Here is a 24,040-nt window from a genome sequence, read left to right on the forward strand (position 1 = left end):
CCGTGGGGCCGAAGGGCCCTATCCCGCCCGTCTCGGCAGCGTCAGGCGGAAGGCGGTGTGACCGGGGCGGCTGCTGACGGTGGCGGTGCCGCCGTGGGCGGCGGCGACCGCCCGGACGATCGCCAGGCCCAGCCCGGTGCTGCCGGTCGTCCGGGACCGGGAGTGGTCGGCCCGGACGAAGCGGCCGAACACCTCGGCCTGGAGTGCTTCGGGGATGCCGGGGCCGTCGTCGGCCACGGTCAGGACGACCTCGTCCGGCCCGCCGGCGAGCGTGACGGTCACCTCGGTGCCGGGCGGGGTGTGGGTGCGGGCGTTGGCGAGGAGGTTGCCGACGGCCTGCTGGAGCCCCCGGGCGTCCCCGTCGACGCTCACGGGCTCCTCGGGGAGGTCGAGGCGCCACCGGTGGCCCGGGCCCGCCGCCCGGGCGTCGGCCGTCGCGTCGAGGACGAGCAGGGTGAGGTCGACCGGCCCGTGCACGAGGGGCGGCCCGGCGTCCAGCCGCGCGAGCAGCAGCAGGTCGTCGACGAGCGAGGTCATCCGCTGCGACTCGCCTTCGATGCGCTCCAGTGCGTGCCGGACCTCCCCGGGGACGGGGCCGCGGTGGCGGAGCGCGAGCTCGGCGTGCCCGCGGACGTTGGCCACGGGCGTGCGCAGCTCGTGGCTGGCGTCCGCGGCGAAGCGGCGCAGCCGCTCCTCGCTGGCGTGGCGCCGGGCGAGGGCGTTCTCGATGTGGCCCAGCAGGTGGTTCAGGGCGGTGCCGACCTGGCCCACCTCCGTACGGGGGTCGGCGTCCGGCAGCGGCCGCGGCATCGCCACCTCACCGCTCGCCAGAGGAAGCTCGGCGACCTCGGAGGCCCGGGCGGCCACCCGGCGCAGCGGCCGCAGCGAGATCCGTACCCAGGCGGCGCCGGCGAGCCCGGTGACCAGGAGGGCGGCACCGAACATGGCCGCCTCCACCGCCTCGACGCGGTGCACGGTCTCCTCCAGCGGGTGCAGCGGCAGACCGGTCACCAGGACGTCGCCGTCGTCGCCCCGCACGGCCGTGACGCGGTACGCCCCGGGCCCCGACAGGCGGATGGTGTGCCCGCGCCCGTCCGTCGGGAGCGCCGCCAGCGCGCGGCGGTCGTCCCCGGTCAGCGGCGGGGTGCGGTCGGTCGCGTCGTCCACGACGGCGGCCCGCGTGACGGTGCCGTTCAGCAGCCGGGCCCCGAACGTCCCGTCGGCCTGGCCGCGGGTGTCGGGCCGGTTGTCGGCGTCCGGCTCCGCCTCCTGCTCCAGGCTGGCGGCGAAGCGGCCCTGCGAGGCGGTGAGCTGTTCGTCCAGCCGACCGGTCAGGAAGCCCCGCAGCGCCACGGCGGTGGTGATCCCGACGGCCAGGCAGGCCAGCGCGAGGAGCGCGACCAGGCCGGCGGTGAGCTGTCCGCGCAGGGTGCGGGGTACCGGTCGTCTCACGGCGTGCTGCCCGCCTTCAGTACGTAGCCCACCCCGCGGACCGTGTGGATCATCGGGGGCCGTCCGGCGTCGACCTTCTTGCGCAGGTAGCTGATGTACAGCTCGACGACGTGGGCGCGCCCGCCGAAGTCGTAGGCCCATACGCGGTCGAGGATCTGGGCCTTGGACAGCACCCGGCGCGGGTTGCGCATCAGGAAGCGGAGCAGCTCGAACTCGGTCCGGGACAGGTCTACCGGGACCCCGCCGCGGGTCACTTCCCGCGCCTCCTCGTCCATGGTCAGGTCCCCGACCGTCAGCAGGTGGGCCCGGGCGGCGTCGGAGACCGTGCCGGCCCGCCGCAGCAGCCCGCGCAGCCGGGCCAGCACCTCCTCGAGGCTGTACGGCTTGGTGACGTAGTCGTCGCCGCCCGCGGTGATGCCGGCGATCCGGTCCTCGACGGCGTCGCGCGCGGTCAGGAACAGGACGCATATCCCCGGCGCGTCCCGGCGCAGGGCCCGCAGCACCTCCAGGCCGTCGAGGTCGGGGAGCATCCGGTCCAGGACCACGGCGTCGGGCCGGAACTCCCGGCCGGCCGTCACGGCGGCCGCACCGTCGGCCGCCGTCCGCACCGTCCAGCCCTCGCCGCTCATCGCGGCGGCCAGGACGTCCGTCACATCGGGTTCGTCGTCCACGACGAGGATCCGGACGGGGCCGCCGTCGGTGCGGTGCAGGTGCGGGGGCGTACGAGGCTCTTCCATGGCCGTTCCAGCATCTCCCGTCTCGTGGTGCGGTGGGGGGCGCCGCTGCCTCTGAGTTTCCTCTGAAGCGCTGCTCAGCGGGCACGGCGGGGCGGATTCAGAGGGAACGCAGAAGTTGGGCTGTGACGCTGGCCGCCCACCGGCTCACCCCGTCCTTGCGAAGGAGCATCATGGATCTCGGCCTGATCGACGGTCTGCCCGCGCACGTCCTGCTCGTGCACGTCGTCGTGGTCCTCGTCCCCCTGGCCGCGCTGGCGGTGATCACGGTCGCCTGCGCGCCCCGGATCGGCCGCCGGCTCGGGCTCGCCGTGCCGGTCCTCGCCCTGGTGGCGCTCGCCAGCGTGCCGCTGACGACGGAGGCCGGCGAATGGCTGGAGCGCCATGTGGACCCGGACCCGTTCGTCCGCCGGCACACCGCGATCGCCGACGGCCTGCTGCCCTGGGTCCTGGCGCTGTTCGTCCTGGCCACGGCCGTGTGGTGGGTGCAGCGCCGCGCGGCGTCCGAGCCGTCCGCGGCCGGCTGGGTGAGCGCCGTGCCGGTACGCGTCGCGGCCGTCCTGCTGTCCCTGGCGGTGGGCGTGGGGGCCGGCGTACAGGTCTACCGGATCGGTGACTCGGGGGCGCGGGCGGCCTGGCACGACGGCTACTCCGCCGGCGCCGTCCCGCGCTCGGAGGGGTGAGCGCCGGCCCGGCCCGGGTCGGAGGGGGTCCCCCGGCTCTCCGGACGTGACGAGAGGTCCCACTGGTCCCGGAGGAGGGGACCGTTCGGCCCTCGCTCCCGCTGCCGCCGCAGGCTGATGGTGAAGGGCACCACACCCCACACCAGCCAGCCGGGCGGAGCAGGAGGGCCTCATGAAGAGCCTCAAGGTGGCGGACCTGATGACCGACGAAGTCGTCTCCGCGTCACCAGCAAGTGCGCTCAAGGACGTGGCGAAGCTCCTGGCCCAGCACGACATCAGCGGTGTCCCCGTGCTGGACGACGAGGACCGCGTGGTGGGCGTCGTCTCCCAGACGGACGTGCTGGCCCGCGCCGCCCCCGATCCCCGTACGCCACTGTCCGCGCGGGTTCCGGCCCGGCCGCCCACGGCGCACGAGGCCATGTCGGCCCCCGCCGTCACGATCCGAGCCGACGAGAGCGCCGCAGACGCGGCCCGGCTGATGATCCGCCGCAGCATCGGACGGCTTCCCGTGGTGGACGATGAGGACCGGCTGGTGGGCATCGTCACCCGCCGGGACCTGCTGCGCATGTTCCTGCGGCCCGACGCGGAGATACGCCGGCGCGTCCAGGACGTCCTTTCGGACGTCGCAGGGGTGCCGGGAGACGCGGTCGGCATCCACGTCGTGGACGGCATCGTCGCCCTGGACGGCACCGTGCCCCGCACGAGCCAGCTGTCCCTGCTGCTCCGCCTCGTCGAACGGCTCGACGGTGTGGTGGCGGTCGCCTCCCGCATCACGGCCAGCGACGACTCGGGCTCCGACCGGGGCGGCGACCGCCACGCCATGCAGTGGTGACCCACCCGCCCCGACGCATGAAAGAGCTCGCACCATGAAGCACCATCTGACGGTCGGAGTCGACGGCTCCGCCGAGAGCCGGGCCGCGGCGCGCTGGGCCGCGGGGGAGGCCGTGCTCCGGAATGTCCCCCTCCGGCTCGTCCACGCCGTCGACTGGCCCCTGGACCCCGCCTTCCCGGGGCTGGGCCGCCAGGACGTGGACCGCTGGGCCGACGACGCCCTGACCCGGACCGCCCAGGAACTGGGGCGGCGGCACCCGCGACTGGAGATCACGACCCGCTGCCTCGCCGCCCGGCCCGCCGCCGCCCTGGCGGCGGAAGCCGCCGACGCGGCCCTCCTGGTGCTGGGCTCACGGGGCCTCGGGGGCCTGGTGGGCTTCGTCATCGGATCGGTGGCGATGTCCACGGTCGTGGCCACCGACACTCCGGTGGTCCTGGTCCGTGTCCCCGACGACCCCGAAGACCCCGGCACCGAAGGAGCCGGCGAGGTCGTCGTGGGCGTCGACATCCACGAATCCTGCGACCGGGTCCTCGCCTTCGCCTTCGAGGAAGCGGCCCGGCGCGGCCTGCCGCTGCGGGCCGTGCACGGCTGGCAGATGCCCGCCGCGTACACGTACGTCCCCTTCTTCGACCCGGACAACGAGCGCGACATCGGCATCAGCGTCGGACACATGCTGGACGACGTCCTGCTGCCCTGGCGCCACAAGTTCCCCGAAGTGGAGGTCGTCCCGGCGGTGTTCAGAGGGCACGCCGCCGAACGGCTCGTCCTCGCCGGCCAGCGAGCCGGACTGGTCGTGGTCGGACGGCACCTGCGGCGCTCGCCCCTCGGCGCCCACCTGGGCCCGGTCGCCCACGCCGTCCTGCACCACGCGGCCGCCCCGGTCGCCGTCATCGCCCACGACTGAACCGGCCGCCGCGGCCTCGATGTCCGGGCCCGCCCGCGTACCGCCGCCGGGCCGCCCGCGCCCGCGATCCGAAGCAGGAGGAAGTCCCATGTCGAACCTGATCACCGTAGGGCTGGACGGATCCGCCGCCGGCCTCGCCGCAGCCGAATGGGCAGCCGGGGAAGCCCGTCTGAGGAAGGGCGCGGTGGAACTCGTCCACGCCGAGGACTGGCCCGTGGACTCGCCGCTCGCCATCCCGCTCCCCGAAGCCCGCGACAAGTGGGCCGCCGAGCTCTTGGACGGTGCCCGGGACCAGCTGGTGCGCCAGGACCCCTCCCTCGAAGTGCGGACCCGCCGGATCGACGGCCGTGCCACGGCCGGGGCCCTGGCATCGGCCGCCGCGGACGCGGACCTCCTCGTACTCGGCACCCGCTCGCTCGGCGCCGTCGCGGGATTCCTCGTCGGCTCCGTCGGGGCGGCCACGATCGCCGCCACCGACACGCCCGTCGTCCTGGTACGCCCGACGCAGGGCGAGGAGAACCCCGCCGCACCGCCACGAGACGAGGGGCCGGTGGTCCTGGGCCTGGACGTCCGTGGCCACTGCGACCGGCTGCTCGCCTTCGCCTGCGAGGAGGCCGACCGGCGCGGCTGCCCCTTGGTGGTCGTACACGCCTGGTCCCCGCCGCCCGTGTTCTCCTACGCCCCCGCCCTCGACCCCGGTGTCCTGCGCGAGATCTCCGACGGGCTCGGCGCAACCCTCCGGGACGCGCTCGCCCCCTGGGCCGAGAAGTACCCCGCACTGACCATCGACCCGCGCATCGTGATGGGCCAGCCCGCCATTCAGATCCTGGACGCGGCGCACGGCGCACGGCTGGTCGTCGTCGGCCGGCGGATCCGCCGCTCGGCGGTAGGTGCCCGCATCGGGCCCCTGACCCACGCCGTGATGCACCACTGCGCGGCACCGGTCGCCGTCGTGGCACACGACTGAGACCCCACCGACAGGACCAGTGCCATGACCACCACCCACGTGGACGCCGAGACCGCCGCACTGCTGGTCGGCGACGCCGTCACCGCCCCCTCCATGCACAACGCACAGCCCTGGCGGTTCGTCTTCCGCCGGGCCGACGGCGTCATCGAGCTCCACGGCGACCGCGAACGGGCCATGCCGCGCACCGACCCGGACCACCGGGCACTCCACATCGGATGCGCCGCCGCGCTCTTCAACCTGCGGGTGTCCGCGGCCCGGTACGGGATCGGTGCCCGCGTGGAACCGCTGCCGGACCCCGCCGAACCCTGGCTGCTGGCCCGGGTCCTCCTCGGGGGCCCGGCCGGGGCCCACGAGCCGGCCGCCCTGCACGACGTCCTGCGACGCAGGCACACCAGCCGCCATCCGTTCAGCGCCGAGCCGGTGCCGACTGCGCTCCTCGACGGTCTCAAGGCAGCCGCCCGCCTCGAGGGGTGCCGCCTGGCCGTGCCCGGCTCCTGGCATCTGGATACCGTGCTCGAGCTGGTACGGGACGCCGAGCACCGGGAGGCGATCGATCCCCTGGCCCGGGCGGAGACCGCCGTGTGGACCACCGCCACCCCGTCGGGCCTCGAACGCCCGGACGGTGTTCCTGCCGCGGCCTTCGGTCCGCGAAGCTCCGGAGGACCGTCCGTCGTCCGCGACTTCGACCCGGCCGGGCCCGTCGCCGACCGAGGCTGGGCCGTGTTCGAGAAGATGCCCCAACTGGCCCTGCTGGGAACACCCGGTGACAGCCGTGCCGACTGGCTGGACGCGGGGCAGGCCCTGCAACGCGTGCTCCTCCAGGCCACCGCCGACGGTCTCGCGACCTCGATGACCTCCCAGCCCCTGGAGTGGCCGGAGCTCCGGTGGACGACGCGCGACCCGGTCCGGGACACGGGCCACGTACAGATGGTGCTGCGCCTGGGCTACGGCCCGCAGGGCGCTTCGACCCCCCGCCGACCGGTGCCGGACGTACTCCGGATCCGGTGACCCGTCTCGCGTCGGAGCCGGCCGCCTGTCCAGGCGGCCGGCTCCGAGGCGAGGCGGCGGGTCTCAGCCGTGCACCACCCGGCGTCCGGTGAGGCTGCTCGGTACGAGCCTCATCCAGTGGGTGCGGTCGGCGCCGGCCCAGGGCCGGGAGCGGGCCGTCGCGCTCAGGTGCCGGATCTCCTCGGCATCGGTGACGGCCTCGAGACGCCCCACGGCCTGCACGCTCCATCCCCCGGCGGTCACGTCGTCGATGTGGTCGATCTCGAAAGCGGCGTCGGTGCCCGCCGCGCGGGCCACGGCCGACCCGGCACGCGTGCGGAAGGCGATGTGGTGCCCGGCGACCGTGTAGTTGACGGGCACGAGGGACGGACCTTCGGCACCGAAGACGGCGATGCGGCCCACGCCGTGCGTCCCCAGCAGCCTGCGGCACTCGGCCACTGCGAGGGTGAGCAGGGTGGTGTCGCGGTGGGCGGTGGCACGTCCCCGGGACCGGTGGGCGTTCGCCCCGGTCAGGTCGTCGACGGTGACCCCGAGGGCGTGGGCGATGCGGACGAGGGTGCCGGTGGCGGGGCTGGCGGCGTGCTCTTCGAGGTAGGCGATGTACTTGCCGTCGGCTCCGCAGTGCCGGCCCAGCTCCTCACGGCTCAGACCGAGGGCTTCGCGGTGGGCGGCCAGACGGCGGCCCAGATCGGTGCGCCCGGTCGTGCCGTGCGGCGGGCTGGGGGTGCGGGGGAGGCTCTTCACGGCGGTCACCGCTCCTGGGGCGGCAGGGCGACCGCGTCGTGGTGCGGGCCGCCGAGCACGACCTTGAGGGCCCCGGTCTCGCCGGCGCGGGAGAAGACGTCGTACGCCTCTTCCATCCGGTCCAGCTCGAACCGGTGGGTGACCATCGAGGCACCGGGGAGCCGTCCGGCGGCCATCATGCGCAGCAGCATCGGCGTGGACCGCGTGTCGACCAGGCCGGTGGTGAGGGTGACGTCCTTGATCCACAGGTCTTCGAGGTGGAGGACGGCGGGCTTGCCGTGGACCCCGATGTTGGCGACCCGGCCACCCGGGCGCACCATCCGGGTGCACATCTCGAACGCCTCGGGCACGCCGACGGCCTCGATGACGACGTCGGCCCCCAGCTCCCGGGTCAGGTCCGCCACCAGCTTCTCGGGCTCCTCCAGGGCGCTCACGGTCGCGTCGGCGCCGAGGGCGCGGGCCGCGGTGAGCCGGGAGGCGGCCAGGTCGACGGCGATGATCCGGTACGGGCTGTAGAGCGAGGCGGTCGCGATGGCGGCCAGGCCGATCGGGCCGGCGCCGACCACGACGACGGTGTCGCCGGGGCGGACCCTGCCGTTGAGGATCCCGACCTCGTAGGAGGTGGGGAAGATGTCCGCGAGCAGGACCGCCTCGTGACTCGGCAGCGCACTGGGCAGCGGGTGGACGGACAGGTCGGCGAAGGGGACGCGGACGTACTCGGCCTGGGTGCCGTCGATGGTGTGCCCCAGGACCCAGCCGCCGCCCCCGAGGCACTGGCCGTACCGGGCCTCGCGGCAGAAGCGGCAGCGGCCGCAGGCGGAGATGCAGGAGATCAGCACCCGGTCGCCGGGCCGTACGGTACGCACGTCGCCGCCGGTCTCCACGACGGTGCCGACGGCCTCGTGGCCCAGGACGCGTCCGGGCGTCACTTCCGGGACGTCGCCCTTGACGATGTGCAGGTCGGTGCCGCAGATCGTGACGGCGTCGACCCGGACGATCGCGTCGCCGGCGTCCTTGATCGAGGGGTCCGGGACCTCCTGCCAGGAGGTCTGCCCGGGCCCGTGGAAGACGAGTGCCTTCATGACGCGGCCTTCTCTCTGTGTCGCGGTACGGAAGCGGTCACCGTCAGGCTCTGCCCCCGTCCCGCCCCGGCGCTTGGGCCGGTCGGCCCTTCATTGGGGACCTGTAGGACCCTCTCCCGCCCGGTCCGGGCGGTGCGACGGTGGAGGCCGGCACCCGTCCACGAAGGAGGGCCGCTGCCATGACCCGGTCAGCCCCCGCCGCATCACCGTCCGCGCGTCCGGCCCTGCTGTCCTTCCTCGGAGGCGTGCGGACCGTCACCGGCAGCAAGTTCCTCGTCGAGAACGACCACTCGCGGATCCTCGTCGACTGCGGACTCTTCCAGGGCGTCGCGGACCTGCGCCGCCGCAACTGGGACAAACTGCCCTGCGACGCCTCCGACATCCGTGCCGTGGTCGTCACCCACGCCCACCTCGACCACTGCGGCTACCTGCCGCGCCTGGTGCGGCAGGGCTTCCGCGGCCCCGTCCTGACCAGCGCCCGCACCGCCCGGCTCGCCGAGATCGTGCTCCGCGACAGCGCCCGCCTCCAGATGGAGGCCGCCGAACACGCCAACCGCCACGGCTGGTCCAAGCACCGCCCCGCCAAGCCCCTCTACGACGATGACGACGTCGACCACACCGTCAAGTTCTTCGACCCGGTCCCCATCGGCAGCGAGGTCGAGATCATGGCCGGGACCAGACTCACGCTGCACCACGGAGGCCACATCCTCGGCTCCGCCTGGGCCCACCTGACCCTGGAGGACGGCCACACCCTCGCCGCCAGCGGCGACCTCGGCCGACCCGGCCACCCGCTCCTGCTGCCCCCCGAACCGTTCACCGGCGCCGACGTCCTGCTCATGGAGTCGACCTACGGCAACCGACGCCACGACCACGAGAGCGCGCGGCGCGAATTCGCCGCCGTGATCTCCCGCACCCTGTCCCGCGGCGGCACGGTCGTCATCCCGGCCTTCGCCATCGACCGCACCGAGGTCGTCCTCCACGAACTCGCCGCCCTCCGCCAGGACGGCACCCTGCCCCGCCACGTCCCCGTCTACGTCGACAGCCCCATGGCCCTGGCCGCCCTGGACGTCTACCGCGACGCGGTACGTTCCCGCTCGCCGGAGCTGCGCCCCGAGATCATCGCCGCGGGCGAGGCCGCGATCAGCCCGGAGCCCTTCCTGGCCGCCCGCACCGTCCAGGAGTCGATCGACATCAACGACGCCACCGGACCGGCGGTCATCGTCTCCTCCGCAGGCATGGCCACCGGCGGTCGTGTCCTGCACCACCTCCACCGGATCCTGCCCGACCCGCGCAACGCGGTCGTCATCGTCGGTTTCGCGGCTGCCGGGACCCGGGCCCGGGACCTGGTGGACGGGGCGAGGGTGCTGAAGATGTTCGGCGAGTACGTGCCGGTCCGGGCGGAGGTCGCCGACGTCCCGCACTTCTCCGCGCACGCCGACGCCGACCAGATCATCGACTGGCTGCGCGCCGCACCGCCCCCGCACACCACCTACCTGGTCCACGGCGAGGAGGGCGCCGCCGGGACCCTGCGGGACCGGATCGCGGACGAGCTGGGCTGGACGGCCGTCGTGCCCAAGTCCGGGGAGTCCGTCCTGGTCCGCTGAGCGGGGCCGGCCGGCCCCGCGCACGCCCCCGTCCGCTCGCCCACGCCCGCTGAGGAACCCGTCATGACCACCTCCCCGTACACCGTCGCCGACGTGATGACCGCCAGGGTCGTCGCCGTCACCCCCGACACCGCCTTCAAGGAGATCGCCGCCGCCATGGGCCGGTGGAAGGTGACCGCCCTGCCCGTGATCGAGGGCGAGGGCCGGGTCGTCGGCGTCGTCTCCGAGGCCGACCTCCTCCCGAAGGAGGAGTTCCACGAACACCGCCCGGGCCTGATCGAGCAGATGCGCCGGCTCGGCGACACCGCCAAGGCCGGCTCCACCCGCGCCGAGGACCTCATGACCACGCCCGCCGTCACCATCCGCCCCGACGCCACCCTCCCGCAGGCCGCCCGCCTCATGACCGACCGGCACGTCAAGCGCCTGCCGGTCGTCGACGCCGACGGCACCCTCAAGGGCATCGTCAGCCGCGCCGACCTCCTCAAGGTCTTCCTGCGCACCGACGACGACCTCACCGCCGACATACGCCAGAACGTCGTCAGGCGCCTCTTCCCGCTGTCCCACGAAGCCGTACACGTGACCGTCGTCCAGGGGGTCGCCACCCTCACGGGCCAGGTCAGGGACCGCACCCTGATCCCCGCCGCCGAACGCCTCACGCGCTCCGTCGAGGGGATCGTCGACGTCCACTGCACGCTGGACGGCGCGGAGACCGAGGGCTCGTGACGTGGCTCGTGCCGCCCGGTCCACGCCTGGCCTTCGGCGCGTAGGTCGTCGCCCTGCACCACGCGGACGGGACCCCGCCCTACGACGTCCGGTGGTCCGACACGGGCCGCACGACCGTGTTCTTCCCCGGCCCGGACGCCCACGTCCGCCACCTTCACGACGGGCGGGCGCACTGAGGGGGACACCCGCCCGCTGCCGGTATTACCGTGAAAGGCGTGGTCCTCCCACCCATGACACCGGCCGGAGGCGGGCTATGAGCACGGACTCCCCAGCTGCCGGATCACGCATGCCGCGCCTGCGGCTGGACGAGCTGCTCGACGAACTCCAGGTACGGATCGACGAGGTCAGGGGCACCCGGGACCGCCTGAACGGCCTCCTGGAAGCCGTCATGTCCGTGGGCCGGGAGCTGGACCTGCCGCAGGTCCTGCGCGGCATCGTCGAGGCGGCCGTGGTGCTGGTCGACGCGGAGTACGGCGCCCTGGGCGTGATCGGCGACGACAAGCGGCTGGCGCAGTTCCTGCCCGTGGGCATCAGCGCCGATCTGCGCGCGCAGATCGGCGACCTGCCCTCGGGCCACGGCATTCTCGGCGAGCTGATCCGCCACCCCGAGCCGCTGCGGTTGTCCGAGCTGTCCCAGCACCCCTCCTCGTACGGCTTCCCGGACCACCACCCGCCGATGCACTCCTTCCTGGGCGTGCCCATCCGGGTCCGCGAGGAGGTCTTCGGCAACCTCTACCTGACCGAGAAGCGCGGCGGCGTCGACTTCGACGCCGAGGACGAGTCGGTCCTGTCCACCCTCGCCGTGGCGGCGGGGATCGCCATCGAGAACGCGCGCCTCTTCGAGGAGGTACGCCTGCGTGAGCGCTGGCTGGCCGCCAGCTCGGACATCACCAGCGCCCTCCTCTCCGGTACCCCGCAGGACGAGGTCCTCGAGGGGATGCTCGAGCGTGCCAAGGACATCACCGGCGCCGACATGGGCGTCTTCTACCTGCTCGGCCCCGGCGGGGAGCTGCGCGGTTCCCTCGCCCTCGGCGAGGGCGCACAAGCGCATCAGGGGATCGTCCTGCCCAGTACCGAGGGCACCCTCGTCGATGCCGCTCTGGCCGAGAACGGCCTGGTCGTCGTCGCCGACATCGAGTCGGACGAGCGCATCACCGTCCAGCCCGAACGCTGGAAGGGCTTCGGGCCCGCCACCGGCGTCACCGTCGGCACGAAGGAGAAGCTCAGCGGCGTGCTCCTGCTGGCCAGGCGCCATGGCCGCCCGCCGTTCGCGACCGCCGAGGTCGCCGCGCTCCCCGGATTCGCCGGCCAGGCGGCCCTCGCCCTGGAACTGGCCGACCGGCGCCGCGACGCCGAGCAGATGAGCCTGCTGGAGGACCACGACCGCATCGCCCGGGACCTGCACGACCTGGCCATCCAGCGCCTGTTCGCGACCGGGATGACCCTTCAGAGCGCCCAGCGGTTCGTCGATCACCCCGAGGCGTCCGAACGACTGGCCCGCGCCGTCGACGACCTCGACGCCACCATCAAGATCATCCGCTCGACCATCTTCGGGCTCCGGGACCGCGAGGCGCCCACCCGCGGCTCGAAGCTGCGCTCACGAGCCGTCCAGGTCCTGGACGAGGCCACCGCCGGCCTCGGCTTCGCCCCCGCACTGCGGATGGAAGGCCTGATCGACACGGACGTACCGCAGTCCGTCGCCGACGAAGCCCTGGCCGTCCTCGGTGAGGCCCTGACCAACATCGCCCGTCATGCCGGAGCGGCGAGCGGGGAGGTCGCCCTCGTCGCGGCCGACGGGGCTCTGACCGTCACGGTGACCGACGACGGCGTGGGCATGCCCGAGGGCGGCCGGCGCAGCGGACTGCGCAACCTCCACGAACGCGCCGAGCGCCTCGGTGGCCGCATGACGGTCACCGCACGGGACGGGCGGCGCGGTACCCGTCTGGAATGGCAGGTCCCGTTGGCGCCGACGGCGCCGTGACCCGGCCGCCCACCGCACCGTCAGGATCCGCGGGTATCGGGCGGACCCTCACCGCCCACCCGGTGGGCGCTCGCCGTCATGGCCCTGCGGGTGGACCTGAGCGGCGATCACCGCGGCCTGGACACGGCGCTCGACTCCCAGCTTGCCCAGCAGGCGGGAGATGTGGTTCTTGACGGTCTTCTCCGACAGGTAGAGCTGTTTGGCGATCTGGCGATTGGTGAGGCCGTCCCCGATCAGTTCCAGGACGGCGCGTTCGCGCTCGGAGAGCGTCGCCAGCCGGGCGTCCTCGGGTTCCTCGCCGGCTTCGGGGTCGCGCAGCGAGTGCATCAGGCGGGCGGTGGTGGCCGGGTCGAGCATGGACTGGCCGGTGGCGACGGTCCGTACGGCGGAGACCAGGTCGGAGCCTTTGATCTGCTTGAGGACGTATCCGGCAGCCCCTGCCATGATCGCGTCCAACAAGGCGTCCTCGTCGTCGAAGGACGTCAGCATCAGGCACGCCAGACCGGGCATCCGCGAGCGGAGCTCCCGGCAGACGGTGATGCCGTCGCTGTCGGGCAGCCGTACGTCGAGGACGGCGACGTCCGGGCGCAGCGCCGGCCCGCGGGCCAGCGCCTGCTCGGCGGTACCCGCCTCGCCGACGACGGTGATGTCCGCCTCCGCTTCCAGGAGGTCGCGCAGGCCCCGGCGGACCAACTCGTGGTCGTCGAGGAGGAACACCTTGATCGGCGCCGCCGAGGGGGCACCTGGTACGTCGGACATGTTCGCCGCCTGATCGGGACCGCGCTGAGCATGCTTCCACCCGCATTGTCTCAGCACTGACGGGATGCGCACCCGCGCAGCGGAGCTCCCGGGCCCCCACCCCGTCCGCCTTGCTAGGTATGCGCCGGGACCGCGCCGTCGAGTTCCATCCGCACGTCCACGACTCCCTCGACAGCGCTGACGGCGCGCGCGATCAGGGGTACCAGGGCGCGGTCACGCAGCGGTCCGCGGAGGGTGACGACGCCGTCGTGCACCGAGGCTTCCAGGGGGAGGCCCGGTGCCAGCTCGGCCAGTACGGCCCCGCGGACCTCCTCCACCAGCTCCTCGTCGGGGCGCAGGAAGACCTTCAGCAGGTCGCTGCGGCTCACGACCCCTTCCAGCAGGCCGAGCGCATTGACCACCGGCAGGCGCTTGACGCGCTTGACGGCCATGATGCGGGCCGCCTCGGCGATGCCGGCGCCAGGATGGACGGTGATCGCCGGGCTCGTCATCAGCTCCTCGGCGAGCACACCTCCGGCCTTGGAGGCTTCCTCCAGCTGCTGCGGGAGCACGGGCTCCTCGCGGCGGAACTCCTCCTTCGGCAGGAGGTCGGCCTCGGAGACGACTCCCACGACGCGGCCCTCGCCCTCGAGGACGGGGACGGCGCTCACCTTCCACTCGTGCATCAGCTCGACGATCTCCTTGTACGACGCCTCACGGCCTATGGCGACGGCCGTGTGCGTCATGACGTCACTGACGGTGTAGCGCGATGCGGGCATTGCCTACTCCTTCGCCGCGGTTCGGGAAGTGCAACGACACCAGTCGACCACCTCCACCGGCGCCGCCCCAGGGCCTGTGGGGCCATGGACGAGGTCCGGTCGGCCCATGGCGCCGGTCCGCCGGGTGGCGCTGTGTCAGGGCGAGGCCGGCCACGCTGCGCGGGCGCCCACTCGGGTCTCGAGCAGCCACAGCGTTCCGTCCTCGATGGTGAACTCGACGTAGCAGGGCTCCCGGTAGCGGGCCTCCAGCCGCTCCAGGGATGCACTCAGCTGCTGGTAGGCGGCGGGATGGAGGTCCGCCAGCCGACGCAGGGGCAGCGGGTCGCGGACGCCGGCGACGACGTCCTCGCCCTGTGCGTCGGGGAGGTACGAGCCGTGCAGTCCCGGTCCGCCGGTGGCCGGGTCCCGAGTGACGGCGACACCGCTGCCCGAATCGGGACCGAGGTTGCCGAAGACCATGCGCTGCACGACCACGGCCGTTCCTGCCCCTTCGGGGACCCCGGACCGCCGGCGGGCCGTCCGCGCCCGCTCGCCGTTCCAGGAGGAGAAGGCCGCCCGGACCGCCCGCCGCAACTGCTCGGCAGGGTCCTGGGGGAACTCCTCGCCGGTCTCCCGGCTGATCAGGTCCTTGGAGGACTCCACGAGCCGGATCAGGTCCGGGACGTCCAGCCGGCTGTCGTCGGCCACGGCGTGCTGCTTCTCGACTCGGGCGGTCAGCGCTGCGAAGAGGTCGCCGTCGACTCCCATCACCGTGGTCCCGAACATCTGGACGAGTCGGCGGTAGGAGTCCCAGGCGAACCGCTCGTGCTCGGGCCCCTTGCCCAGCCCCAGGACCGAGTAGTCGTCCAGCCCGATGTCCAGGACCGTCTCCGCCACCCCGGGCGCCGAGAAGCGGTCCCCGGTGCGCACGGACAGCAGCAGTGGGTCGCCCACCTGCCCGAGCTGCTTGCCCGTCGCCAGCTCCAGGGCGGCGAGATGGGCGGTGAGCTGGCCGTCGAACCCGTCCGGCAGGGCGCCGGTCGCGAGGTAGGAACGGCAGGCCTCGGTGGTGACGGTGAAGCCCGGTGGCACCGGCAGGCCCATGCCGGTCATCTCTGCCAGGCCGGCGCCCTTGTCGCCGAGCAGCGCGGCCATCTCACGGCTGCCCTCACTGAAGTCGTACACGTAGGTCGTCATGGGAACCGTCCGTCTGCTCGGGGGATGCAGGCCGTCACCGCCAGCATCAGTGCGGGGGCGTACGCGGCAAAAGGGACCATCGGTCCCCGTCCGAGGCCCGACCGTCCGCCGTGGACGGCCGGGCACCGGCCCTCGGATCACCCCGGGCCGCCGGGAACCGGCTCGGTCAGCCGCCGGCGCAGACCCAGCGCGGCCAGCGCGAGGAGGACGGCGGCGAAGCCGGCCAGTACGGCGAGGCGGCCGGCGATGTCGGCGACGCCCCCGTCCCGGGACAGCAGTTCCGTCCAGGCGTCGACCGCCCAGGCCTGCGGCACTGCGTGGCCTGCCGCACGGAGCCAGCCGGGCACGATCGCCAGCGGCCACATGCAGCCCCCGAGCATCCCGAGCCCGATGCCCAGGGCGGGCCCCACGGCGCCCGCCTGCTCGGGCGTACGGAAGACCGCGCCGGACAGGACGCCCGCGCCGGTGCCGACCAGCGCCCACATGCCGACCAGGAGCGCGGCGGCCACCGGATCGCCCCAGGAGACGCCGAAGACCAGTGCACCGATGGTGACGATCAGGAGGGACTGCACCAGGGCCAGCGCCAGGTAGGCGCCCGTCTCGCCCAGGACGAGGGCGCGCACCGGCACCGGGGCGGCCAGGGCCCGTGCGTAGACACCGGAGCGCCGGGTCTGCACGATGGCGGCGCCGCCGGCGAGGGAGTTGATGAACACGAACAGCACGAGCATGGTGGGCGCGCTGTAGCTGTACCCCAGCGGCAGGAGATCGCCGCGGTCCGACGGGGTCAAGGTGGTGATCCCGACCGGCCGGACCCGCTGCGCCGTCACCCGGGCCAGCGCGAGGCGTTCCTCGAAGCCCCCGCCGCGGCGGTCCATCGCGAAGTGGGCGGCCTGGATCCGGGCCGCGTGGTCGGAGACCACCGCCGAGACCGAGGAGACGGCCGCGTACCCGCTCCCGCCGCCCGGTTCGACGAGCACCGGGACGGTGACGGGGCGGCCGGCCCGCGCGGCGGAGTCCAGACCGGCCGGGAGCACCACGGCCGCGTCGAGCTCCCCGCGCCGCAGCGCCGTGCGCGCGGCGGCCTCACTGGCGTACGCGCGGGTCTCGAGCCCGTCGGAACGGTCGAGGTCGCCGGCCAGCTCCACGGCGACCGGCCCTTCGCCGGGGGAGTGCACGACCCCGATCCGGAACTGGTCGAAGCCGCCGACCACGGTGCCGATGACCACGATGATGGCGACCGGCAGCAGCAGCATGAAGAACAGCGCCGTGCGGTCGCGCAGCGTCCGCCGCACGGTGGCACGCGTGACGGCGAGAGCGACGGGCAGTGTCACGACGGCCTCCGAAGTCGCATCAGCAGGGCGGTCACCAGTGCGGCGGCCACGGTGCAGGCGGTGATCCCCAACAGGGGCGGTCCGTACGCCGCCCAGCCCCGCACTCCGGTGCCCAGGTCGGTGAAGCCGCGCAGCGCCCAGCCGTTGGGGGTGAACAGCGCGAGGCGCCGCATCAGCGGCGGCGCCGCGGAGACGAAGACGAAGTTCCCGCCGAGCAGGACCAGCGCGAAGACCACCACGGACGACAATCCCTGCGCCTGCTCCTCGGTCCGGGCCAGGGCGATGACCAGAGCGGTGAGGCTGACGACCGAGGCGGCCATGGCCACGCACAGCAGGACCACCCCGAGCGGGTCCGCCCAGTGGGCACCGAAGAGGAGACGGGACGCGACGACCGTGGTGGCCAGGCCGGCGAGACCGTAGACGAAGGAGGAGAAGGACTTGCCCAGGAGCAGGGCCCCGCGGCCCACCGGCGCCGCCGCGATGCGGTCCAGGGTGCCCTGCCGCAGCTCGGCGAAGTAGCTGCGGGCGCCGAATCCGATGGTGAACAGGACGAAGAACATGCCCATGGCAGGGGCGAAGTAGCTCACGGCCTTCAACGGGCTGTCGGCCAGCCCCACGGGCCCCACCGTCTCGGGCAGTTGGCCGGCGGCTGCACGCGCCACGAGCGCGGGTGCCTCGGAGGCCGGTGTGCCGGCGGCCACGGCGGTGCCGACCGACAGCCGGGCGGCGTCGACGTGGGCGGTGTAGGACTCGGTGACCGCACGGGCGAGTTGGGCGGCCAGCGGCTGGTCGACGCTGTCCAGGACGGCGATCGGAGCCGGGGTGGCCGTGTCGAGCGAAGCGGTGAAGCCGTGGGGTACGACCACGGCCGCCTGGACCGTGCCGTCCGCGACGGCGGCGCGGGCCTGGTCCTGCGTGTCGTACCTGCGCACGGTGACGGTTCCGGAGAGTTCGGGCCGGTGCAGGGCCGCGTCGAGGGCGGTGGCCGCAGGCCCGTGGTCGAGGTCCGCGTAACCCAGGTCGGCGTGGAAACGGGTGCTGCCGCCGAAAGCCAGGGCCATGAGGGTGGTGATCGCCAACGGGGCCAGGAAGACGAGGATCCAGGCCGAGCGGTCGCGCAGCCGCTGGCGCAGGTCCTTCACGGCGATGCTCAGGACGGGCGAGGCCATGGCCGGTCACTCCCTCAGGGCGGTGCCGGTGAGGTGAAGGAAGACCGCCTCCAGGTCGGGCTCGTCGACGTCCACGCTCCTGACCTGGACGTCGTTCTCCCGTGCCAGGTCGAGCAGGCCCGGAAGCAGGCTGTGGGCGTCGCGCACCACGGCCTCGAGGACCTCGCCGTGCTCGCCGGCCGCGCCGACGCCGTCCACCCCGGGCAACCCGCGGCAGGCGGCCACGTACCGGGAGACGTCGCCGACCGCCGTCAGCCGGATCCGGTCGCGCCCGGCGACCAGGGCCACCAGCTCCCGGTGGGTGCCCTCCGCTACCAGCCGGCCGTGGTCGATGATCCCGACCCGGTCGCACAGCCGCTCGGCCTCCTCCATGTAATGGGTCGTGTAGAGGACGGCCATACCCTCCTCCCCGAAGCGCCGGACGCTCTCCAGGATGGCGTGGCGGCTCTGCGGATCGACGCCGACGGTCGGCTCGTCCAGGATGAGCAGGGTCGGCGAATGCACCAGTCCGGCCCCGATGTTGAGGCGCCTGCGCATCCCGCCGGACAGGGTGTCCACCCGGTCCTCGGCCCGTGCCGTCAGATCGACCAGCTCCAGCACCTCGCGCACCCGGCGCGCCCGCTCGGCGCGCGGGAGCCGGTAGAGGCGGCCGAAGAAGTCGAGGTTCTCGCGGACGCTGAGGTCCCCGTAGAGCGCGATGTCCTGGGGCACGTACCCGACCAGCCGCTTCGCGGGCCCGGCCGCGGTGCCGACGAGGTGACCACCCACGCGCACGGTGCCGCCGTCGGGCCGCAGCAGCCCGCACACCATGCGGATCGTGGTGGTCTTGCCGGAGCCGTTCGGGCCGAGCAGGCCGTACGTCTGACCGGGAAGGACCGTGAGGCTGACGCCGTCCACGGCGGTCAGCTCGCCGAAACGCCGTACCAGCCGGTCGCATGCCAGCACCGGGTCGGCCGTCGCGACCCGGTCGGGGGAGGGGGCGGTGGCAGTCATGGCCCCAGCCTGCGCGCCGGACACCGCGGTGCGTGAGGGCCGACCGGTCCTGCGCGTAGGCCGACCGGCCCTCCGGGCGGATGCGGCGCCCCGCGCCGGGACCTTCGGGCCGTGCGCGGGCCGGTGGGTCCCTCTCCTGGAGCGGGCCGCGCTGTCAGCGTGGAGCCGTTCCCACTGGTGCTCGGCGAGGAGGAAGCATGAACGCAAGCAGGACCGGTCCGCAGGTCGGGCCGGTCGTCGTCGGCGTCGACGAGTCCGGGGAGGCCAGGCGCGCGGCTCTCTGGGCCTCGGACGAGGCCGCGCGGCGCAGGCGCCCCCTGCACCTCGTGCACGGGTCCGACGTCGAGGGGCGGATCCTGGACCTTCCGGCCGAGGCAGCGGAACGCCTCCGCGAGGCGGGCCGTGCACTGCTCGAGCGAACGGCCGGCGAGGTGCGCGACCGTCACCCCGCCCTGTCCGTCTCGACGGAGCTGAGCGGTGCCGGGCCGGCCATGAGCCTGCGCCGGGCCGCGGCCGACGGGGCCACCATCGTGGTCGGCGACCACACCCCGGGCGGCTTCGGTCATCTGGTGGGGAGCCCGGCCGGACTCGGGGCCGCCGTGCAGGCCCGCACCCCGGTGATCGTCGTCAAGGGGGACGGGGCCGGTCCGGACAAGGGCGTCGTGCTGGCCGCGGTCCGGGACGGGCGCGACCTGGACTGCGCGCGCCACGCCGCGCAGGCCGCGGAACTGCGCCGGGCCTCGCTACGCCTGCTCCACGTACGAAGCCGGTTGCAGCGTCCCGCGGGGCCGGTCGGCGAACAGCGCGGACCGGGCCTGGCCGACGTCGCCGAGCAGATCCGGGACGAGTACCCCTCGCTGACCGTGATCGCGGACGTCGACCAGGGGGTGTCCGTCGCCGGAGTGCTGGCGGAGGCCTCCCGCCATGCCGACCTGCTGGTCATGGGCGGTCGCCGAGCCGTCGGCCGCGCTCCGGGGCACGCGGTCCACAGCCTCGTCCGCCACGCGCACTGCCCCGTCGAACTCGTCCCGCAACGCGGCGACCAGCACCGGAGTGAGGCGTCATGACCACCATCGAGAACGGCGAAGTGATCGTCACCATCGACCCGGCGGGCAACTGGTACCAGGCCTTGGCCCGGGGAGCCGCCGAGGCCCGCCGAAGCGGCCTGGGGCTCCGGCTCGTGACGGCACAGGGCTCTGCGCCCGAGGACATCGGCAAGGGCACGCACCCGGCGTGCCCCTCACGGAAGGCTCCCACGTCATGGCACTGAACCAGCACCGTCTGCCGGGATCGCGCCTCGCCGGCCGGCGCCGGGCCGTCCCGGCCGCGGGCCGCCGCGCCGCGACCGACGCCGACGAGCTCGCCCTGCCGTCGACCGTCGCACGCGTCGCGGCCGGCACCCGCCTGCTGACGGCGTCCGTCTTCCTCTGGGCCTTCGCCGACAAGACCTTCGGGTGGGCGTGGCCGCTCGGCCGACAGCCGCGCGGTGCCGCCCCGTCGCCCGGGTCACCCCCGGCCGCCGGGGCGCGCCCGGCTGGGCACCGGGTCGAGGACGGCTCGCACGCCGCCGCGGCGCTCCCCACCGCACCGTCAAACCGCTCCGTACAGAGCGCATCTGACACCTTGTGTGCGTCCCCCTGGTCGCCTCTCGCGTAGCCCTGACAGGCCCCAGTATGGGGGCGGAAAGGATGCCGAGACCCTCAACTGTGGCTGCTCCCCACATACGCCCCGCCCCCGCCCCTTCCTATGGTGTGGCGACACGACCCCCGTCCCCCGCCCACCCCCGGAAGTGGTGACCATGGCCGCCGCAACACCCGTATCCACGCCCCCCAGAGCCCTCGCCCGCATCGTCGGCGCCAGCCTGATCGGCACCACCGTCGAGTGGTACGACTTCTTCCTCTACGGTTCTGCCGCCGCGCTCGTGTTCAACAAGTTGTTCTTCCCGTCCTCGGATCCGCTCACCGGGACGCTGATCTCCTTCGTCACCTATGCCATCGGCTTCCTCGCGCGGCCGCTCGGCGGGATCGTGTTCGGGCACTACGGTGACCGGCTGGGGCGGAAGAAGCTGCTGGTGGTCAGCCTGTTGCTGATGGGCGGGTCGACCTTCGCGATGGGGCTGCTGCCCACCCACGCCGCCGTCGGGGCCGCCGCGCCGGTGCTGCTGACGGTGCTGCGGCTGGTGCAGGGCTTCGCCCTCGGCGGGGAGTGGGGCGGGGCCGTGCTCATCGTCGCCGAGCACGGCGGGGACGAGCGCCGCGGCTTCTGGGCCTCCTGGCCGCAGGCCGGGGCGCCCGGCGGGAACCTGCTCGCCACCGGGGTGCTCGCGCTGCTGGCCGCCGTCCAGTCCGACGAGCAGTTCCTCGCCTGGGGCTGGCGGATCCCCTTCCTGCTCTCCGGGGTCCTGGTCGGCGTCGGGCTGTGGATCCGGCTGTCGGTGTCCGAGTCCCCGCTCTTCCTCGAGGCGCAGGCCCGCGCCGAGGCCGCTGCGGAGGAGCAGCCGGCGCCCGTGGTGGACGTGGTGCGCCGCTCCTGGCGGGAGGTGCTGATCGCCATCGGCACCCGCTTCGGGGAGAACATCTCGTACTACATCCTCACCTCCTTCCTGCTCGTCTACGTCACCGTCCACCTCGACCTCCCCAAGAGCACCGCTCTCAACGCCGTCCTGATCGGCTCGGCGGTCCACTTCGTCACCATCCCGGCCTGGGGCGCGCTCTCCGACCGGATCGGCCGGCGGCCCGTCACCCTCATCGGCTCGGTGGGCATGGCGGTCTGGGCCTTCGTCTTCTTCGCGCTCCTGGACACCAGGTCCTTCACCGTCATCGCGCTGGCCGTGACCGCCGGGCTCCTGCTGCACGGCGCGATGTACGGACCCCAAGCCGCCTTCGTCACCGAGCTGTTCGACACCCGGGTCCGCTACTCCGGCGCCTCGCTCGGCTCCCAGCTGGCCTCGATCGTGGCCGGCGCCCTCGCCCCGATCATCGCCGTCGAGCTGCTGTCGGACTACGACTCCTCGGTACCGGTCTCCGTGTACCTGTGCTTCGCCGCCCTGGTCACCACCTTCACGGTCGCCCGCGCCCGGGAGACCCGCGGCCGCGCCCTCGCCGGACCCCGGACCGAGCCCGCACCGGCCACCGCCGCCGAGCGGGTCTGACCCGCGCCGGTACGGGGGCCTACCATCCGCACCATGCACCGCGACCACCATCCGGCGGCCGGCCGGACCGCCGAGGCGGCCCGGCCGCTGCCGTCACCCGACGCGGGGACCGGGGCGCCCGCCCTCGCCGCCCTCCTCGACGTACTCGCCCAGGGCGGACCCGCCGAAGAGCTGGAGCGGGCCGTCGCCACGGCCCGCGGCGCGGCCGCCACCGCCGGACCGGAGGAGCGGGCGCTGCTCGCCCGGGCCGCCGAGGCCGCCCTCGGCATCCACCGCACCCTGGACCAGCACCGCCGCCGCGAGGCCGAGCTCGAAGCCCTCTTCGACACCGCCGGGGACCTGGCCGGCCTGCGGGACCTCGACGCCGTGCTGCGCGCCATCGTCCGGCGCGCCCGTACCCTGCTGCGCGCCGACGTGGCGTACCTGACCCTGAACGACCCGGCGGCCGGGGACACGTACATGAGGGTCACCGAGGGCTCGGTCTCCGCCGCCTTCCAGCAGCTGCGGCTGGGCATGGGCGAGGGGCTGGGCGGGCTGGTCGCCCAGACGGCCCGCCCGTACGCCAGCACCGACTACCGCACCGACACCCGCTTCCGGCACACCTCCGCCATCGACGGCGGAGTCGCCGAGGAGGGGCTGCGCGGCATCCTCGGGGTGCCGCTGCGGCTCGGCTCCCGCGTCATCGGGGTGCTCTTCGCCGCGGACCGGGCGGTGCGCGAGTTCACCCAGGACGCCATCGCCCTGCTCGCCTCGCTGGCCGACCACGCCGCCATCGCCATCGACAGCGCCAGCCGCCTGGAGGAGACCCGGGCCGCCCTGGTCGGCCTGAACGCCGCCAACCGGGCCATCAGCCGGGCCGCCGAGACCCACGACCGGCTCACCGACCTGGTGCTGCGCGGCGGCGGCGCCGAGGACGTGGCCCGGGAGACCGCCGCGGTGCTCGGCGGCGACCTGGTCGTCCACGACGCCGACGGCACCGAACTGGCCCGTACCGCCGAGGGCGCCGCCGCGCCGCCCGCCGCCGGGGTGGCCGCGGCCCGGACGGCCGGCCGGGCCGTCCCCGTCGGGGAGGTCTGGGTCTGCGCCGTGCTGGCCGGGCCCGAACTCCTCGGCTCGCTGGCCCTGACCGGCCGACCCGTGCTGCCCGACTCCGACCGGCGGCTCTTCGAACGCGCCGGGCTGGTCACGGCCCTGCTGCTGCTGATGCGGCGCTCGGTGGCCGAGGCGGAGGACCGGGTCCGCGGTGAACTCCTCGACGACCTCCTCACCCTCGCCGCCGACGCCGGCCCCCGGCAGCTCTCCAGCCTCGCGCTGCGGGCCCGCCGCCTCGGGATCGACCCCGCCCGCCCGCACACCGTCCTGCTGGCCCACTGCGCGCCCGGCGACCGCTCCCGGCTGGCCACCGAGGCGGCCCGGCACGCCCGCACCGGCGGGGGCCTGGCCGGGGCCCACGGTGGGCACGTGGTCCTGCTGCTCCCCGGCACCGGCCCAGGCCCCCGGGCCGCGGCCCTCGCCGAGAGCCTGGGGCGGGCCGTCGGCGCGCCCGTGACCGTCGGCGCGGCCGGACCGGCCACCGCGCCCCAGGACTTCCCGGCCGCCTACGCGGAGGCGGTCCGCTGCCTGGAGGCCCTGCACGCGCTGGGCCGCACCGGCCGCGGCGCGGCCCTCGCCGACCTCGGCTTCGTCGGCGTCCTGCTGGGCGAGGGTGCCGACCTCGGCGGGTACGTGGAGCGGGTGCTGGGCCCCGTCCTCGCGTACGACCGGCAGCGCGGCACCGAGCTGCTGCGCACCCTGGAGGCGTACTACCGGCACGGCGCGAGCCTGACCCGCGCCAAGGACGAACTGCACGTGCACATCAACACCGTCACCCAGCGGCTGGAGCGGGTGGGCCAGCTCATGGGCCGGGACTGGAACACGCCCGAACGCGCCCTGGAGAACCAACTCGCGTTGCGGTTGTATCTTCTGACGGATCGTTGATCCGAGCGGACC

Annotated in this window: 22 protein-coding genes and 2 pseudogenes; 14 read left to right on the plus strand and 10 right to left on the minus strand. The window is 74.2% G+C overall.

What is annotated here, in order from left to right; genetic code table 11:
- Window positions 1–18 precede the first annotated feature (18 nt).
- Both AB0O40_RS04710 and AB0O40_RS04715 read right to left on the minus strand, forming a co-directional pair.
- A complete protein-coding gene (locus tag AB0O40_RS04710) occupies window positions 19–1,452 on the minus strand; it encodes a HAMP domain-containing sensor histidine kinase (RefSeq protein WP_365035607.1) in 1,434 nt (477 codons plus the stop codon).
- Window positions 1,449–2,189 carry a response regulator transcription factor gene (locus tag AB0O40_RS04715; RefSeq protein ID WP_365035609.1) on the minus strand — a complete coding sequence of 247 codons (741 nt, stop codon included), beginning with the start codon at window positions 2,187–2,189 and terminating at the stop codon, window positions 1,449–1,451. Before AB0O40_RS04715 ends, AB0O40_RS04710 begins: the two co-directional genes overlap by 4 nt.
- A gap of 170 nt (window positions 2,190–2,359) precedes the next feature.
- On the opposite strand from AB0O40_RS04715, the gene AB0O40_RS04720 reads away from it, so the two are divergent.
- The 5 genes from AB0O40_RS04720 to AB0O40_RS04740 all read left to right on the plus strand — a co-directional run bounded on the left by AB0O40_RS04720 (window position 2,360) and on the right by AB0O40_RS04740 (window position 6,580).
- On the plus strand, window positions 2,360–2,869 hold the full coding sequence (locus AB0O40_RS04720; RefSeq protein WP_365035611.1) for a DUF2231 domain-containing protein: 510 nt from the start codon (window positions 2,360–2,362) through the stop codon (window positions 2,867–2,869).
- Between the two features lie 172 nt (window positions 2,870–3,041).
- Window positions 3,042–3,701 (plus strand): CBS domain-containing protein, encoded by a 660-nt coding sequence (locus AB0O40_RS04725; RefSeq protein ID WP_365035613.1) that lies wholly within the window; start codon window positions 3,042–3,044, stop codon window positions 3,699–3,701.
- Between the two features lie 34 nt (window positions 3,702–3,735).
- Window positions 3,736–4,605 carry a universal stress protein gene (locus AB0O40_RS04730; RefSeq protein WP_365035615.1) on the plus strand — a complete coding sequence of 290 codons (870 nt, stop codon included), beginning with the start codon at window positions 3,736–3,738 and terminating at the stop codon, window positions 4,603–4,605.
- Between the two features lie 88 nt (window positions 4,606–4,693).
- Window positions 4,694–5,572 (plus strand): universal stress protein, encoded by an 879-nt coding sequence (locus AB0O40_RS04735; protein WP_365035617.1) that lies wholly within the window; start codon window positions 4,694–4,696, stop codon window positions 5,570–5,572.
- A 24-nt stretch (window positions 5,573–5,596) separates the two neighbouring features.
- Window positions 5,597–6,580 (plus strand): nitroreductase family protein, encoded by a 984-nt coding sequence (locus AB0O40_RS04740; protein ID WP_365035618.1) that lies wholly within the window; start codon window positions 5,597–5,599, stop codon window positions 6,578–6,580.
- A 63-nt stretch (window positions 6,581–6,643) separates the two neighbouring features.
- On the opposite strand, the gene AB0O40_RS04745 is transcribed toward AB0O40_RS04740, so the two are convergent.
- Both AB0O40_RS04745 and AB0O40_RS04750 read right to left on the minus strand, forming a co-directional pair.
- On the minus strand, window positions 6,644–7,324 hold the full coding sequence (locus tag AB0O40_RS04745; RefSeq protein WP_365035620.1) for a pyridoxamine 5'-phosphate oxidase family protein: 681 nt from the start codon (window positions 7,322–7,324) through the stop codon (window positions 6,644–6,646).
- A gap of 5 nt (window positions 7,325–7,329) precedes the next feature.
- Entirely contained in the window at window positions 7,330–8,406 is a 1,077-nt protein-coding gene (locus tag AB0O40_RS04750) for a zinc-dependent alcohol dehydrogenase family protein (protein WP_365035622.1), read from the minus strand.
- A 179-nt stretch (window positions 8,407–8,585) separates the two neighbouring features.
- Here AB0O40_RS04750 and AB0O40_RS04755 point away from each other — a divergent pair, with 179 nt between their 5' ends.
- The 4 genes and pseudogenes from AB0O40_RS04755 (at window position 8,586) to AB0O40_RS04770 (ending at window position 12,714) form a co-directional block, all read left to right on the plus strand.
- The gene (locus AB0O40_RS04755; RefSeq protein ID WP_365035624.1) at window positions 8,586–10,010 is read left to right on the plus strand and encodes an MBL fold metallo-hydrolase; all 1,425 of its coding nucleotides are present in this window, start codon (window positions 8,586–8,588) and stop codon (window positions 10,008–10,010) included.
- A 63-nt stretch (window positions 10,011–10,073) separates the two neighbouring features.
- On the plus strand, window positions 10,074–10,733 hold the full coding sequence (locus AB0O40_RS04760; protein ID WP_365035626.1) for a CBS domain-containing protein: 660 nt from the start codon (window positions 10,074–10,076) through the stop codon (window positions 10,731–10,733).
- A 44-nt stretch (window positions 10,734–10,777) separates the two neighbouring features.
- Window positions 10,778–10,888, plus strand: a pseudogene (locus AB0O40_RS04765) (DUF1918 domain-containing protein); the annotation flags it as partial.
- Window positions 10,889–11,019: 131 nt separating this feature from the next.
- Window positions 11,020–12,714, plus strand: coding sequence for a GAF domain-containing protein (locus AB0O40_RS04770; protein WP_365035628.1), 1,695 nt, complete (start codon window positions 11,020–11,022; stop codon window positions 12,712–12,714).
- A gap of 48 nt (window positions 12,715–12,762) precedes the next feature.
- Here the strand turns inward: AB0O40_RS04770 and AB0O40_RS04775 are convergent, their stop codons facing one another.
- From AB0O40_RS04775 to AB0O40_RS04800, 6 genes and pseudogenes are all read right to left on the minus strand, one after another.
- Complete coding sequence (locus AB0O40_RS04775) at window positions 12,763–13,473, minus strand: response regulator transcription factor (protein ID WP_365035630.1); 711 nt, start codon at window positions 13,471–13,473, stop codon at window positions 12,763–12,765.
- Between the two features lie 113 nt (window positions 13,474–13,586).
- Window positions 13,587–14,231, minus strand: a complete 645-nt coding sequence (locus AB0O40_RS04780; RefSeq protein WP_365035632.1) for a CBS domain-containing protein — start codon at window positions 14,229–14,231, stop codon at window positions 13,587–13,589.
- A gap of 153 nt (window positions 14,232–14,384) precedes the next feature.
- Window positions 14,385–15,407, minus strand: a pseudogene (locus tag AB0O40_RS04785) (PEP/pyruvate-binding domain-containing protein); the annotation flags it as partial.
- 137 nt (window positions 15,408–15,544) lie between these two features.
- Window positions 15,545–16,738, minus strand: coding sequence for an ABC transporter permease (locus tag AB0O40_RS04790; protein WP_365035634.1), 1,194 nt, complete (start codon window positions 16,736–16,738; stop codon window positions 15,545–15,547).
- Entirely contained in the window at window positions 16,735–17,907 is a 1,173-nt protein-coding gene (locus AB0O40_RS04795; protein WP_365035636.1) for an ABC transporter permease, read from the minus strand. The genes AB0O40_RS04790 and AB0O40_RS04795 overlap by 4 nt, the downstream gene beginning before the upstream one ends.
- A 6-nt stretch (window positions 17,908–17,913) precedes the next feature.
- Window positions 17,914–18,900 (minus strand): ABC transporter ATP-binding protein, encoded by a 987-nt coding sequence (locus tag AB0O40_RS04800; RefSeq protein ID WP_365035638.1) that lies wholly within the window; start codon window positions 18,898–18,900, stop codon window positions 17,914–17,916.
- 197 nt (window positions 18,901–19,097) lie between these two features.
- Here AB0O40_RS04800 and AB0O40_RS04805 point away from each other — a divergent pair, with 197 nt between their 5' ends.
- From AB0O40_RS04805 to AB0O40_RS04825, 5 genes are all read left to right on the plus strand, one after another.
- Entirely contained in the window at window positions 19,098–19,967 is an 870-nt protein-coding gene (locus tag AB0O40_RS04805) for a universal stress protein (protein WP_365035640.1), read from the plus strand.
- On the plus strand, window positions 19,964–20,170 hold the full coding sequence (locus tag AB0O40_RS04810; protein ID WP_365035642.1) for a hypothetical protein: 207 nt from the start codon (window positions 19,964–19,966) through the stop codon (window positions 20,168–20,170). The genes AB0O40_RS04805 and AB0O40_RS04810 overlap by 4 nt, the downstream gene beginning before the upstream one ends.
- Window positions 20,161–20,556 carry a hypothetical protein gene (locus tag AB0O40_RS04815; protein ID WP_365035644.1) on the plus strand — a complete coding sequence of 132 codons (396 nt, stop codon included), beginning with the start codon at window positions 20,161–20,163 and terminating at the stop codon, window positions 20,554–20,556. Before AB0O40_RS04810 ends, AB0O40_RS04815 begins: the two co-directional genes overlap by 10 nt.
- A 142-nt stretch (window positions 20,557–20,698) precedes the next feature.
- On the plus strand, window positions 20,699–22,051 hold the full coding sequence (locus AB0O40_RS04820) for an MFS transporter (protein ID WP_365035646.1): 1,353 nt from the start codon (window positions 20,699–20,701) through the stop codon (window positions 22,049–22,051).
- 33 nt (window positions 22,052–22,084) lie between these two features.
- Window positions 22,085–24,028, plus strand: coding sequence for a GAF domain-containing protein (locus tag AB0O40_RS04825; RefSeq protein WP_365035648.1), 1,944 nt, complete (start codon window positions 22,085–22,087; stop codon window positions 24,026–24,028).
- Window positions 24,029–24,040 lie beyond the last annotated feature (12 nt).

The sequence above is a fragment of the Streptomyces sp. NPDC089919 genome, assembly GCF_040684615.1.
GTDB lineage: Bacteria > Actinomycetota > Actinomycetes > Streptomycetales > Streptomycetaceae > Streptomyces.